This is a genomic window from Allorhodopirellula heiligendammensis, from assembly GCF_007860105.1.
Lineage (GTDB): Bacteria > Planctomycetota > Planctomycetia > Pirellulales > Pirellulaceae > Rhodopirellula > Rhodopirellula heiligendammensis.
This window is the reverse complement of record NZ_SJPU01000001.1, coordinates 227,218-241,090: the sequence shown is the minus strand read 5'-3', so window position 1 is coordinate 241,090 and position 13,873 is coordinate 227,218. Positions and strand designations below refer to the sequence as shown.

The 13,873-nt window shown below is 57.1% G+C and carries 14 protein-coding genes; 5 read left to right on the top strand and 9 right to left on the bottom strand.

What is annotated here, in order from left to right; translation table 11 throughout:
• Nucleotides 1-27 precede the first annotated feature (27 nt).
• Together queF and Poly21_RS00945 are read right to left on the bottom strand one after the other, a co-directional pair.
• Nucleotides 28-393 carry a preQ(1) synthase gene (queF, locus tag Poly21_RS00950; RefSeq protein ID WP_146406745.1) on the bottom strand — a complete coding sequence of 122 codons (366 nt, stop codon included), beginning with the start codon at nucleotides 391-393 and terminating at the stop codon, nucleotides 28-30.
• Nucleotides 394-520: 127 nt separating this feature from the next.
• A complete protein-coding gene (locus Poly21_RS00945; RefSeq protein WP_146405087.1) occupies nucleotides 521-1,906 on the bottom strand; it encodes a tRNA modification GTPase in 1,386 nt (461 codons plus the stop codon).
• A 307-nt stretch (nucleotides 1,907-2,213) separates the two neighbouring features.
• On the opposite strand from Poly21_RS00945, the gene Poly21_RS00940 reads away from it, so the two are divergent.
• Both Poly21_RS00940 and Poly21_RS00935 read left to right on the top strand, forming a co-directional pair.
• Nucleotides 2,214-3,734: a sulfatase family protein gene (locus tag Poly21_RS00940; protein ID WP_146405085.1), complete on the top strand. Its 1,521-nt coding sequence runs from the start codon at nucleotides 2,214-2,216 to the stop codon at nucleotides 3,732-3,734.
• 87 nt (nucleotides 3,735-3,821) lie between these two features.
• Complete coding sequence (locus tag Poly21_RS00935; protein ID WP_146405083.1) at nucleotides 3,822-5,576, top strand: arylsulfatase; 1,755 nt, start codon at nucleotides 3,822-3,824, stop codon at nucleotides 5,574-5,576.
• A gap of 136 nt (nucleotides 5,577-5,712) precedes the next feature.
• On the opposite strand, the gene Poly21_RS00930 is transcribed toward Poly21_RS00935, so the two are convergent.
• Complete coding sequence (locus Poly21_RS00930) at nucleotides 5,713-6,612, bottom strand: diacylglycerol/lipid kinase family protein (RefSeq protein ID WP_146405081.1); 900 nt, start codon at nucleotides 6,610-6,612, stop codon at nucleotides 5,713-5,715.
• Nucleotides 6,609-7,412 (bottom strand): phosphatase PAP2 family protein, encoded by an 804-nt coding sequence (locus Poly21_RS00925; protein ID WP_302117088.1) that lies wholly within the window; start codon nucleotides 7,410-7,412, stop codon nucleotides 6,609-6,611. The genes Poly21_RS00930 and Poly21_RS00925 overlap by 4 nt, the downstream gene beginning before the upstream one ends.
• Nucleotides 7,413-7,636: 224 nt before the next feature.
• Between Poly21_RS00925 and Poly21_RS00920 the strand changes: the two genes are divergently transcribed.
• A complete protein-coding gene (locus Poly21_RS00920; protein WP_146405079.1) occupies nucleotides 7,637-8,500 on the top strand; it encodes a cysteine peptidase family C39 domain-containing protein in 864 nt (287 codons plus the stop codon).
• On the opposite strand, the gene lpxK is transcribed toward Poly21_RS00920, so the two are convergent.
• From lpxK to Poly21_RS00895, 5 genes are all read right to left on the bottom strand, one after another.
• Entirely contained in the window at nucleotides 8,493-9,608 is a 1,116-nt protein-coding gene (gene lpxK / locus Poly21_RS00915; protein WP_146405077.1) for a tetraacyldisaccharide 4'-kinase, read from the bottom strand. The two genes, Poly21_RS00920 and lpxK, sit on opposite strands and share 8 nt — an antisense overlap.
• Entirely contained in the window at nucleotides 9,562-10,137 is a 576-nt protein-coding gene (locus tag Poly21_RS00910) for a MaoC family dehydratase (RefSeq protein ID WP_146405075.1), read from the bottom strand. The genes lpxK and Poly21_RS00910 overlap by 47 nt, the downstream gene beginning before the upstream one ends.
• 241 nt (nucleotides 10,138-10,378) lie before the next feature.
• A complete protein-coding gene (locus Poly21_RS00905) occupies nucleotides 10,379-11,350 on the bottom strand; it encodes an AAA family ATPase (protein WP_302117087.1) in 972 nt (323 codons plus the stop codon).
• Nucleotides 11,351-11,366: 16 nt separating this feature from the next.
• The gene (locus Poly21_RS00900; RefSeq protein WP_146405071.1) at nucleotides 11,367-12,077 is read right to left on the bottom strand and encodes a sensor histidine kinase; all 711 of its coding nucleotides are present in this window, start codon (nucleotides 12,075-12,077) and stop codon (nucleotides 11,367-11,369) included.
• A gap of 56 nt (nucleotides 12,078-12,133) precedes the next feature.
• Complete coding sequence (locus Poly21_RS00895) at nucleotides 12,134-12,502, bottom strand: STAS domain-containing protein (RefSeq protein ID WP_302117086.1); 369 nt, start codon at nucleotides 12,500-12,502, stop codon at nucleotides 12,134-12,136.
• Between the two features lie 289 nt (nucleotides 12,503-12,791).
• Here Poly21_RS00895 and rpmB point away from each other — a divergent pair, with 289 nt between their 5' ends.
• Nucleotides 12,792-13,061 carry a 50S ribosomal protein L28 gene (gene rpmB / locus Poly21_RS00890; RefSeq protein ID WP_302117085.1) on the top strand — a complete coding sequence of 90 codons (270 nt, stop codon included), beginning with the start codon at nucleotides 12,792-12,794 and terminating at the stop codon, nucleotides 13,059-13,061.
• Complete coding sequence (gatC, locus tag Poly21_RS00885) at nucleotides 13,061-13,369, top strand: Asp-tRNA(Asn)/Glu-tRNA(Gln) amidotransferase subunit GatC (protein WP_146405067.1); 309 nt, start codon at nucleotides 13,061-13,063, stop codon at nucleotides 13,367-13,369. The genes rpmB and gatC overlap by 1 nt, the downstream gene beginning before the upstream one ends.
• The last annotated feature ends 504 nt before the right edge of the window (nucleotides 13,370-13,873 follow it).

Sequence of the window (13,873 nt, the reverse complement as noted above, 5' to 3'; positions counted from 1 at the left end):
CGAGCCTGGCGTGTTGATCAGGTCTGTCTAGGTTTCCGGATATTCGACGATGATATTACTGTTGAGCCCGCCACGCGGTGTCCAGCGACTTTCCACCCGCAAGCGGCGTGGTTGGACGACGGCGACGAAATCATCGAGGATACGATTGGTGACCGCTTCGTAGAAAATTCCCTCGTTGCGAAAACGCTGCAAATACATTTTCAGGCTCTTCAGCTCGACGCAGACCTGATCAGGTACGTAGGTGAACACGATCACGCCGTAGTCCGGTTGTCCTGTTTTCGGGCACACTGACGTGAACTCAGGACAGTGGTGCTCGATGGAAAAGTTTCGCTGGGGAGCCGGATTGTCGAATACTTCCAACAGATCACGGAAATCAGAGGGCTGGGAATTCACTGGAGTGAGGGTCAATTGTGAGTGGATCGAAAGTGGGAACCCAGCTGAGCCGGGCGGTGGCAGATCGTGCTACGAGGTGTTGTTGTACTCGGATGGATCGCACCGAAAAGGGGACGCGAATCGCCGCTCATTTGCCGATGCAGAATCGGCTGAACACACGATCGAGCAGATCGTCGGTGTAGACCTCGCCGGTGACGTCCCCGATGGCCGATGCGGCGGCGCGAATCTCGGCAGCGACGAGTTCGTGACCCGCCTGCAATTGTGTCATGTCGATTGCACTGCCAATTGCGAGGCCGGCCGCGGTGAGTGAATCACGACAGCGGGCAGCGGTGCCGATCACGCCACCGGTTTCGGTCGGATCGCGACGCTCGGCGGCTTCTGCAATCTGAGCTCTGAGTGAATCCATTCCGTCGCCCGTCAGCGTACTGATCATTGAGAGGGAGACCCCCAAAGCACGGACCTCGTCGAACCAGGATGGCGACGCCGACATCAGATCCGTCTTCGTGAGGATGACCCAGTGTTCGATCGATGCTTTGTAACCTTCGCGGGTATGAACGGCATGCCGCAGCTGCTCGATTGCAGGGGCTTGATCATGATCGCTCGCATCGACGCACCACAAACAAACATCCGCCCGTGATGCCGCCTCGATTGCCTGCAGTTGTGCCTTGGCTAGGACGGCAGAGTCAAGTTCATGTTCAGCCCGCCATTCGATCCCTGCCGTGTCGGTCATGCGGACCGGGTGGCCATTGACTGCGAAACTTACGGAGATGCTGTCGCGAGTGGTGCCGGCCTCCTCGGTGACAATCGCATGCTCACCGCCGGAGAGTGCATTGAGTAGGCAGCTTTTACCGGCGTTGGGGAGCCCACGCAACACAATCTCCAGTTCAGACCGGGAGGCGGATCGATCACGCAGCTGAGTGGCGATCGCCGCGAGCCGCTCGCGAACCTCACCGAGCCGCTCGAGCAAATGGGCGTCTTCTACGAATTCGATATCCTCGTCGACGAAATCGAGTCCGGCCTCAACGTCGGCAAGCAGGTCGAGCAGCTCGCTGCGGGCCGCTTGGAGGGGCCGCGACAGATTTCCAGCCAACTGCGAGAGTGCCTGATTGAGGGTGTTCGGATCTTCGGCATCGATCACCCCGAGCACTGCCTCGGCCTGCGGCAAATCCATTCGTCCTGCGAGGAACGCACGCATCGTGAACTCACCGGCGCGGGCCGCCCGCGCCCCTGCCCCGATCAATCGATCGACGACGGCATCGAGCAGCGGTAGCGATCCAATTAGGTGCAGCTCGGCAGCGGGCTGGCCGGTGTAGCTGCGTGGGGTCGGCCACAACAGCACGTCGAGATCGAGTCGTCCCAGGCAGTCGCCCAGGTCCAGCGACGCAGAGAAGCGCCGCGAACGTGGGTCGCCATGGTCCTGACGCAATAACTCCACGCGTTGCAAAATCGGCACGACAGAGTCACCCGAGAGACGCACGATACCGCGTGGCGCAGGAGCGAGCGGAGAGGCGATCGCGACAATCGTGTCATCAACAGTGAACTGGCGAATGGGAAAAATCCTGATGGTGATCGGTGGCCGAGTGCTGGAACCGGTCAGTTATACACAATGAGCGTCGCATGTCTTCATCCCACAGGCCCGACAATAACCTCGCCCGGCCACTTACGCGTCTCAGCTCACTCAATCAACAACCCGCTCCAGTCCGAGCGGCTTTGGCCCAAAACGTTCCCGATTCTCGTGTATAAATAGCTAGGTCTGACTCCCCACGCCGCATGGCTAGCCCTAGCACACTGCATTCACGATTCCCGAAATAAGATTCAACATGCTCAGGTACTTTGCGATGACGCTGGCCCTCGCCGCCAGCAACGCATTCATCTCACAAACGCTGTATTCAACGTCACTGAAAGCAGAGTCCGGCGATCCTCCCAACATCGTCTTGATATTCACCGATGACATGGGCTACGGCGACCTGAGTTCGTTTTCTGAAACACCGATCAAGACACCCAATATTGACAAGCTCGCCGCAGCGGGGACACGGTTCACGGATTTCTATGTTTCCCAAGCCGTTTGCACAGCGTCACGCGCCTCGCTTTTAACAGGATGCTATGCAAACCGTGTTGGTTTGGCGGGAGCGCTCAATCACACCAGTACGAATGGAATTAATGCAGATGAAGAGTTGTTGCCAGAGCTGCTGCGGTCGCAAGGGTATGCCACAGCCATTCTAGGGAAATGGCACCTCGGAATGCCACCGGCCTTCAGTCCTACGCGGAATGGATTCGATGAGTGGTTCGGTATTCCCTATTCAAATGACAATACCAAGTACCATCCTGTCCTGTCTGACAGTATGCCGCCGCTGCCGCTCTACGATGGGGAACAAGTCGTCGAAACCGATCCCGATCAAGCACTGTTCACCAAACGATTCACTCAGCGGGCAGTCGCGTTCATCGACCAGCATCGCGATCGTCCGTTTTTTCTGTATGTGCCACATCCGATGCCGCATGTGCCGATATTTGCTTCGGACGAATTTCGCGGGAAGTCGGCAACGGGACTGTATGGTGATGTGATTGAAGAGATCGATGCGTCTGTAGGTCAGATTGTTGACGCGATTGATCGAAATGAACTCACTGACAAGACCCTCGTTATCTTCGCCAACGATAACGGGCCATTCCTAAGCTACGGGACACATGCAGGTAGTTCAGGAGTCTTGCGAGAGGGCAAGCTGACAGCGTTCGAGGGTGGCGTCCGCGTACCAGCGATCATGCGCTGGCCGGGGAAGATTGCTGCCGGGCGGACTTGTGACACGCCAATGATGTCGATCGATCTACTGCCGACGCTGTGCAGTTTGGCTGGTGCCGAGCTGCCTCGGAAGCAGATCGACGGAGTGAATATCGAGGCGACCCTGCGAGGAGAGTCAAATAACATGCCGCATGAGTCGTTGGTTTTCTATAGCGGAAGCGAACTCCATGCGATTCGCTCAGGGCGTTGGAAGTTGCATTTTCCGCACCCGTACCTAACCCCTCGTGACGACCTTCGAGCGGACGGAAAACCAGCGGGGCATGGAAAGCTCAAGCCGATGTCGATCACTGCGAGTGGCGTCGAAGGCATTGCTAGTAGGCACGGGTACCGTGTCGAGCAGTTACCACTCTCGCTGTATGACCTGTCTAATGACATCGGCGAAACCAAAAATGTGGCCACTGATTATCCGGAAGTGGTGTTGGCGCTCACAGAGCTGGCCGAGCCATACCGCGAGGAGTTGGGCGATTCATTGACCCAGCATGTCGGCAAGGCAATCCGAGCGGCGGGGCAGCGTACCTCCCAGACTGACGAGCACTCCCCACGCTAACTTCGCATCTCTCTGCTTGGCGTTTTGTCACATGCAGTCTACTCATCATCCTTTTTTGCCCTTCCCCACTTGCTCGTGAAATTCATCATGCGTCCGCGCTCATTGTGTCTGACTACTGCGGCCTGGCTGTTCTTAGGCGTCCTGGCAATCTCCGTTTCTTCTCTGGCGGTTGCGGAGGATCGTCCGAACATCATCTATATTCTCGCCGATGACATGGGGTACTCCGATATCGGTTGTTACGGGAGCGAGATCAGTACACCAAACCTCGACACATTGGCGGCCCACGGAATTCGATTCACTCAGTTCTACAACACTGCCCGCTGCTGCCCGACACGCGCAAGTTTGATCAGCGGTCTGTATCCGCACCAAGCAGGCGTCGGGCACATGATGGAAGATCGAGGCTACCCGGGCTATCGAGGTGAGCTCAATCGCCATTGTGTAACCATTCCCGAAGCACTCAAGGAGGCGGGATATCGATCCTACATGTCAGGCAAATGGCATGTGACGGCCAAGATCAACCCGCAAGCAGAGGCGGATAAGGCGAATTGGCCCATGCAGCGTGGTTTCGACCGATTCTATGGAACCATCCATGGGGCCGGAAGCTTCTTCGACCCAAATACACTAACGCGTGATAATGATTACATTTCGCCGTTCAATGATTCCCAATACGGCAAAGAAGATTGGCCGGGCGAAACATTTTATTACACCGATGCGATCGCCGATCACGCATCACGCTTTATCCGACAGCACGACGCTCAAACGGGAGATCAGCCATTCTTTCTGTATGTTGCTTTCACCGCGGCCCATTGGCCAATGCATGCATTGCCTCAGGATATTGCTAAATACCAGGGTGCCTATGATGCTGGCTACGACGCTGTCCGGCGCGCTCGCTACCAGCGGATGTTGGACCTCGGCGTGATAGATGCGAGCAGCACGGTCAACTGGGAAATTGAGGATGCTTGGAAGGAAACTGACCATTGGGACTGGGACAAGCGAAACATGGAAGTCTACGCAGCGATGATCGACTCCATGGATCAAGGCATCGGCCGAATCGTGCAGTCTCTCCAGGACACCGGGCAATTCGACAATACCCTGATCTGTTTTTTGCAGGACAACGGCGGATGTGCCGAAGGGTATGGACGTGGTGGCGTGGGTGTGGAGCGGGCCGAGCAACCAACCCTGGCGGCGCTACCAGCAGCCTATCTTCAACCTGATATGACACCGAAACAGTCGCGTGACGGCTTCGTCATGCGAACGGGAAAGGGCGCAATGGCGGGACCGGCTGACACGGCGATCGGGTATGGACGGGGCTGGGCGACCGTGTCCAACACGCCATTTCGCGAGTACAAGCACTGGACCCATGAGGGCGGCATCTCGACGCCCTTGATCGCTCACTGGCCCGCCAAAATCAAGCGACAGGGTGAACTGGAGACGACACCGGGGCATCTCATCGACTTGATGGCGACCGCTGTCGATGTTTCTGGTGCGACCTACCCGGCGACGTTTCACAATGGAAAGAAGATCAAGCCAATGGAAGGCAAAAGCTTGACACCCTTGTTTGCAAGTGATGCCGACACTCGCAAAAAGTTCGATCGCGAGGCGATCTACTGGGAGCACGAAGGCAACCGTGCCATTCGTGCTGGTGACTACAAACTAGTCGCGAAGGGCGTGAAAGGAGAATGGGAACTCTACAACATTGCCAATGATCGAAGTGAGCAGAACAACTTGAGTGCTGAAATGCCCGAGCAGGTTGAAAAACTTGCTGCGATGTGGCAGGCCTATGCCGAGCGTGCCAATGTCTTGCCACTGAACCCACAAAAAAAGCGGAACAAGCAGCACTAACTGGGAATCAACTGCCTCGGGCACCGATAGGCTTGTACTCTCCCGGGCTGGATCCGGGACAGGTTACTTGCTTGAAAGTCGACGGCATCCTCCACACCCTTCATTCTGGGAACCGGATTCACTGGTTTCTCTGACGTTAACCTTGGAACTCGGGACCTACGAAGGTATCGATCGCGCCGGGGATGACTTCGAACTCGATGGGCTGCTCGTCGATCAATTCACCGTCGAGGGTGAACCGCATCGGCGGGTTTGATTGCAGGCGGATCCGTTTGGCCTTGCGAAACAGAACCTGCTCGCTTTCGAGAAATTGTCCTGTGAGGTTTTTCGCAACAATGTCTACCATATCCAGGACCGTACCATCACGAATGATGATGACGTCGAACATGCCATCAGACGGCGAAGCATGAGGGGCGACCTCGATCCGTCCGGCATTGGTCTTTCCGTTGGCGATCAATACCGCCCAGGTATCCAAATTTTCAATTCGCTGGTCATCAAGGTCCGCGGTGATGCGATAGCTCTGCATATCGGCCAAGACGCCGATGGCCCCGCGTAGGTAACATAACGCTCCCCAGCGTGCTTTAATCTCGTCGGTGAGCTCCTCGGAAACGCGGACACAGTTGCCGCCCGCGGCGACGTTGGAGTAGTACCGGTCCAGCCCTTCTCCGCGGATCCGCACGACGTCGATCGCGGTTGTGGCACCGTGATGAATAACCGCCACGGCGTCTTTGATCTCGTCTGGGATATGTAATGTGCCGGCAAAATCATTGGCTGTGCCGAGCGGTACGATCGCCATTTTCGGGCGTTTGCTGTGTTCGATCTGCATCATGCCATTGACGACTGCATGCACCGTTCCATCGCCGCCCGCGGCAATCACCGTCTGACCGCCCGTCGTTAAGAACTCGTGAATTTCATGGGCAATCTCAACATCGCGAGTGAGTTCTACCCAGGTGGTATCGTGGGCACTGAGTGAGTCACGCAAGGAATCAAGCTGAGCGGATTTACCGGCACTCTGATTGTAAAAAACGAGCTGTTTCATGTTCGCGGCTGCTGCTTGGCTTGAGAATGAGGAATCGACCGGGCCACTAACCAACACAGCAATGCCCAGACCAATCCAGCGGCCCAGCCTGCCACGACATCGGTGGGGTAGTGCACTCCCATGTACACACGGCTGATGCCCACCAGCATGGTCAAGACCACCGCCGCGGCGATGACATAGAAACGAATCCAGAAACTTCGCAATAAGGGGGCGACCAATACAGCGAGCGTCAGATAGACGATGGCCGACATCATCGAATGACCACTGGGGAAACTATTGGTGTAGACCTGCGAGAGGTGAGGCACAATGTCGGGACGCGGGCGATCAAAAAAATGCTTCATCCACAAACTCGCCAACATGCCACCGAGTGTCGAAACCAGCAGGACGATCAGCATCCGGTAGGCACCGTGGATCGCTAAGAAGCCCGCCGCGCCCACGATGGCCAGTAACAGCACCGCGATTCCCCCCAAAGCTGTCAGATCACGCCCCACCTCAGCCATCCACCCCGGTCCAATCGGCCGAGCCAGATCGTCGGCATGACGCATGCTCCGCACCGCCCACAGATCGAGCGATTGCGTGTCGCCCTCGAGCACTTCTTCGGTGAGAGCGGTGAAACCCCAACTGCCAAGTAGGACGACTAATAACCCGAGCAGTACAATCGGTTCGCGCCCCCACAGGAACCGTACGAAACGATGCAGCCAGTTTGGAGGGGACGTTGGTGCGTTCATGATGCTGAGCTTAGCAAGTTCCGTGCCTAGCCGCACAAGGGCCTGCCGCTGCCCGTCTTGACCTCCAGTCATGACTGACTCTCTCGGGCTGCCATGCTGGACGGGGTGCCGAACGCAAGTGTCACCGCCGTCGAACGAAGCAACATCCCATTGGCAAGTTATCCTGTGGGGCGGATGGAGTGACTGGTGGCGTGGGGGGGCTGATTGTTGTTCAATAGCATCGAAGGACAAACGTTGGAGGCTTTTAAAAGTGGCGATCGATGTCGCAACGCCAAACTTCTCGCAGCACACTTTCCATGAATCAAACTGTGGCCACTGATTTGTTAATCGCAATCAGCGTGATGCTGACTTTGTCGCTTATCTGCGTTGTCTTCGCGGGCGGTTATGCGTACAGCCGCAAAGGTCAGGGGACCATGGCTTGCCTAGCGCTGGCAACGATGTCCATGGTGTTATTCCTGCTGTATGCATCGGGGCAGTTGTTCTGGGCAAGGTTCGTGCCATCATCAGCAGCAATCATCTATACGAATTTATCTGCGATCTTCGCCGCGTTGGCAGCGGGCTGGGCGTGGCGATTGCCGAACACGCCGTTATGGCGTCGTTCAATTCTGAGTCTTTTACTCGCCAGCGGATCAGTGGCTATCATCTTTTGGCCAATTCTGTCGATTGCCGTTCGACCGCCGCCCACCGGTGGAGATCAGTGGGAAAACGATGTTGCGATGCAGACGTCGTGGGCGACATGCAGTCCAGCTGCAGCGGCGACGTTACTTCGAGCGGAGGGCATCGAAATGAGTGAGTCGCAGATGATTCCATTGTGCTTGACAGATTCCAGTGGGACGCCGACTCTCGGGCTGTATCGGGGCGTCAAGTTGGTCGCCAATCGCCATGATCGAGAGGTCGAGTTGCTCGAGGGCACGACGGCTGATCTGTTGGACGCTGACGATTGGCCTGTCCTGTTAACGGTCAAGCTACCATTTGGTGTGGAAGACCGTCGCTACGTCGAACAGTGGGGCTGGATTCCTGGCATGGGGCACTCGGTGGTGGCCTTGGGCCGAGGCCCCCATGGCGGGGTCGTGGTGGGAGATCCCGCAGTGGGACAGGAAGAATGGACAGCAGCGGACTTAAACGTCCTGTGGGGTGGTGCCGGACTACGGATCAGGTAACGCCGCACGACTCCACGAGTGTCTGTAACTGCTCTTCACCGGTTCGGATCTGCAGGTCGATTTGCAGGTATCCCAGCGGCACGCCGGCGATCTGGTCGGCCGCAATCTTGACCGCGTCCTTGTGAGTGCAAAGTATCCGATCAATCCTACCGGTGGACTGGAGTGATTCGATCCACATTCGCAATGCCTGCCGCGTTTCACGGTCATAAGGATCATGATCGGCCAGGCGGTAATGCCCGGCAATCTGACCGCCGCAATTGCTCACTGTCTTTTCAAATGCATCCGGGTTGCCGATCGCGGAGATGAGGGCAATCGATCGATCTTGAAGCGACTCGATCGGTTCACTCACGCCACGATCCAGCTGCACCTTGGACGGGGCATGCGAGGTTTCAATCAGCGGCCGATCGCCCAGGTAGGTACGGAGTTCTGTACGTAGCGAGGCGAGCGCTTGCGTGTCGACTTGATCCGTTCGCGTCAGGATGGCCGCATCGGCGCGACCGAGGCTGCTGACGGGTTCGCGAAGGTACCCGCGCGGCAGCATGTAGCCGAATCCGAATGGACATGTCGCATCGACGACCACGAGGTCGAGATCACGATGCAGGCGGCGATGCTGGAAGCCGTCGTCCATGACCAGCACTTCGGCCTCGAGTTCCTCCACAGCGATGCGCGCGGCCTCGACCCGATCAGCATGCTGCACATGCGGGACGTCGGGCAATCGTTCGGCCATCTCCAGCGCTTCATCATTGATGCCGCTATCGCCTGCCCCATACCCGCGACTGATGATCGCCACCCGGTGTCCGAGTTGACGGAGGCGGGAACAAAGGTCGCAGACCACCGGTGTTTTGCCAGTGCCGCCGGTCGTGAGGTTGCCCACACTGATCACGGGCACATCAACGTGGTTGACTGTCGCTCGGCCGCTGTCATATCGAAACCGCCGGACGCGGGCTCCCACTCCGTAGAGTAGACTTGCCGAACGCAGTCCCAGTCGGGTCGAACTGGCCAGCAGCCCCGTTGTCTGCCCGCTGAGCAGGGAGCGGTGGTCGAAGGTCGATGACGAACCTTTAGCGGGGTTGTCGGGGCGCTGCGGTTGAGGAGGACGAGTTGCCATGAAATTCACGTTTGTGGGAGGCAACCAAGGTAACGAATCGGCCTTGCTGCAACAGCCGCCCATCGCTCGATATTAGCTTGCGAAGCCAAGTGATGCGGCCGGCACGACGCCCGTGAGGAATGACCGTTTCGACCTGCGTTACGACGTGAACGACCTCATCAAAGAAAATGGGGTTCTCGAACTGCCAGTCCATGATCCCCACCAGGGCGAGCGTGGCTGCGCGTGGATGTTCTGTTGATAGGCCTGCGAGCACACTCATGCCCAGCAGCCCATGGGCAACCGGCTCGCCAAACGGCGATGGCAAGATTGTTTTTGTCCCGCTCCCGGCAGCCGCTGAGCGGTGCAAGGGGTCAAAATCGCCAGTCAAAGATGAAAACGAGGCTACATCGTCTTTGGTAATGCGACGTGACGGACTTTTCCAGCACTGGCCGACAGCCAGGTCTTCGTAATAGAGCGTCACCCCATCGGTCTGCGTGGGGGCGGTAAACACAGATTGAGGCGGATCAGAGCGAAACGTCGAAGTCGTCATGGAAGAGCGTGCATTCAGTTGGGGTGGTTCGTCGCTGAATATTCCATTTTGCACGAACAGCGTCGATTGGGGGTGAGCTTTCCTGGACAGCCAAGCAAAAAAAGGGCCAACCCAGTCCTGTTAGCAGGGCCAGGGGAAATAGGTAGGTATCTGAGGAGGTGGTGGGAGTGGTGGCGGCAGCCCGCGCGCGGGTGAGTATCGATTTCTGGATGATCGATGGGTTGGCCCGATCTGAGGCATTTTACAGAGGTATTTCCGTTTGTTTCACAATGGAATCGATGATTTGGCGATTCTCGTCCATTGCGATCGAAGCATGCCTTGAGCTGACTCGATGGCCGAGGGTCGACACCGCCAAGTGCTGCACATCATCAGGAAGCACGTAGTCCCGGCCCATCAGCACCGCGCGGGCCTGGGACGCTCGCAGTAACATTTTGCATCCCCGGGGACTGCAGCCGACCCGTAGCCGACCATCGCGGCGGGTGGCAGTGGCAAGAGCAACAATGTACGTCGCAATTTTTCGATCGACACGAATGTCACGGACCCAACCTTGCAGAAGTTCTAAGGCGTCGACATGCATGCGCGACTGCAAATCCATCACTGGCTCGTGGCTGGACTGGTCCACAAGCAGGTCGATTTCACTCTTGGGGTCCGGATAATCCATCTTCAAGCGAAATAGAAATCGATCGAGTTGGGACTCCGGCAGCGGAAAGGTACCTTCAAAACCAGCAGGGTTTTGTGTCGCGATGACGATGAAGGGGTGTTTCAGGTCGTATCGCTTGCCCTCGATCGTCACCTGCGTCTCTGCCATCGCTTCGAGGAGCGCACTTTGGGTCCGCGGTGACGCTCGATTGATTTCATCTGCGACCAACAGATTGCAAAAGACAGGTCCAGGACGAAACTCAAACTCACCGACAGCGGGCCGGTAAATCGAGCCGCCGAGAATATCACCCGGCAACAAATCAGGTGTGCACTGAATGCGTTGGTAATCGAGATCGACTAACCTCGCGACTGATTTTGCAAGCGTGGTTTTACCCACCCCAGGGACGTCTTCGAGAAGGATCGACCCCTCAGCGAGCAGGGCCGTCAGCACCAATTCGATGACATCGTCTTTCCCGCGAACGACTGACCGCAGTTCAGAGGCGACATCCTGCAATTGCTGCCATGCGGTAGCCACGCCTGCGGGCAATGGGCTGGCGATATCGTGAAGCATCATGGTGTCAGAGACAGTTTCACTCATCGGTGGCCTGCTGCTGGGGCTGAATGGGCACGGGGGACGGGTCTTCGATAGATAGAGCAGTCCGGAGGGTCACTTGCGTACCACGCGACGAAGCACCCTCCGTTTTTCGGCTTGATTCGATCTGGAGCTCGATGTTACCCGCTACGGCGCGGCGCCGCGCCAGTGCCAGTCCATGAGAGGAGGACGTATCGACATCACTCGGATGGAAACCGACGCCATCGTCTTGGATGCACACCACGGCTGCGTCTTCAAGAATTGAGCCGGAGACTTCGATATGTTCAGCTTGGGCGTGCCGCAGGGAATTGCGGACGAACTCGCACGTGAGACGATAGATCGCGACCGCAGAGGTTGGTGGTAGTTGACCGGCCAGTGGCGAGCGGTCGTCGTCCCAGCCCCAGTGGACCAGCGGTGCGGCCTTGTGGCCGGTGATGCCTCCCTCGGAAGCCATCGCGACCTGCTCGACAAACGTCTTAGCCGCGGCCAGGGGGTCAGCCAGCGCCAGCGGTGGGTACGTGATTCCGTTCATCAAAGCTCGGGCAACTTCGCGTGACTGATCTATCCATTGCGCTGCATCTGACAAACGCTCGTGGAGTTGCTCATCGGATCGTCGCAACGCCGCGATCTGAGCGGCTGCCGCGTACAGATAAGGCAGCAGCCCGTCGTGAATGTCCGCAGCGATAGCGGCTCGCTCGGCCTCGACCATCGCCTGGGTTTCTCGACTCGCCTGAGATCTGGGAATCGACTGAGATTCTCGCCGTTTCAGCTGAACCAGCCCTTCTTGTCGAAACTGGCGATCGCTTTTTCTTCGCCATCTTGGATGTCAAACAGCTTGTTGAGCTTCGTGATTTTAAAAACTTCCATCACGTTGGGAGAAACTTCGCAGAACTTTAACGTCACGCCCTGTGTTTTGCAGCGTTTGTTGAGCATCACCAGCTTAGTGATCATGGCGGAGGACATGAAGGAGACACCGCGGAAATTAACCAGCAACCGCTTGTGAATCGCCTCGGCAACGGCGTCCTGAAGTTCCTTGCCAACGGTTTCAATCTTCTGACTGTCGAGAATCTTGGTGTCAGTGAAACCGAGGACCAAAATATCGCCCTGCATTTGGTTGGTAATCGATGTCGGCATGCGAGCTTTCCAGTTCAATCCAATGGGTGGAGGGTCGATCGAAGACCCTTTAGGGTAGAAGAGTGTACCTTGTCAGTTCGATGCAGCAACAAGCCTCCGGCATTTTTTGATGCGCCGCAATTTTTTCGTCCAGAAATAAAGCTCTGCCCGCCCGATTCCCTGCTTTTCCTGGCCAAGGAAAGTCGCTATCCTTCCGGGCTTCCAAATCAAAACATTGCTCTGCAGCCACGATGACATGCTGCAGATTTCACCATTTTTACCTATTTCATTAGCGGTTGCGGAGAATTCGATGGCACGACAATGCGAAACGTGCGGCAAAACAGTTCATGTAGGCAATCGGATCGAAACCCGCGGTAAGGCCAAATACCTCGGCGGCGTCGGTACCAAGATTACTGGTTGTACTCGCCGCAAATTTGTCCCCAACCTGCAGCGCATTCACGTCACGTTGCCCAGCGGCCAGAACAAGACCGTGCGGGTTTGTGTTCAGTGCATCCGCAGCGGCAAGGTCCGCAAGACGGTAAAGACCAAGCCATTTGACGTCAGCGGCGCTCACAAATAGTGTCTCAGAGCGTCGATATCGAAAAGCTCGCCCACCTCGCCAAGCTCGATCTGACTGACGCCGAACGCGAAAGTTTTGGCCCCCAGATCGGCGAGATCCTGGCGTTTGTCGAGCAACTTAACCAGCTTGACACCGAGGGTGTCGAGCCGATGACCAGCGCGCTCGATGTGCAAAATAGGTTCCGCGACGATGTCGCGGGCGCGAGCCTCTCGGCGGAGACGGCGACCCGGTCCGCTCCAGCCGCTCAAGACGGTTTCTTCTTGGTTCCCCCCGTGCTCGGAACTGCCGCAACGGGCAAGAGTTCGTAGTAACGAGAGTTCCCGGCAAGTTGTCGAGGCGATTGCTGGCGGGGATGCTGCGCGGGTTTCGCGTGTTCGAGCGCGGTCGCTGGGGTGCGAGGAATTGCTGCGCACCAGGCGGGTTAGCCTGCTGCCTACGGGCAGTTTAAGGCCTGCGAATTCTTCGAAGCCCGCACACGCTGGCGGTTCAAATCGCTGTTTTGGCAGTCGCCACGCATAGAATCGAAAAGCAGGGTCAGGGCGCGGTGCAGTTCAGGCCATGGGGCTGAGGTTTGACCAGCCCAGGCGACCATTCAGGGGGCAGGAGGGCTCCGGGATTCCAGTGGCATTTTCGACTTGCCCGCGTGGCGGGGCGGCGGTTGCATGAGGTGGATTTGCCCTCAGCAATATCGGTCGTGCGGAATAGTTCGCCGCAGGTTGGCCAAATGGTGGGTTTTTTACCACTGAATGCTATTTTGGTATTTGCCTGGATGGATAAGAAAGCTGAAAACTAATCGTTGGGCGTTTGTTGTT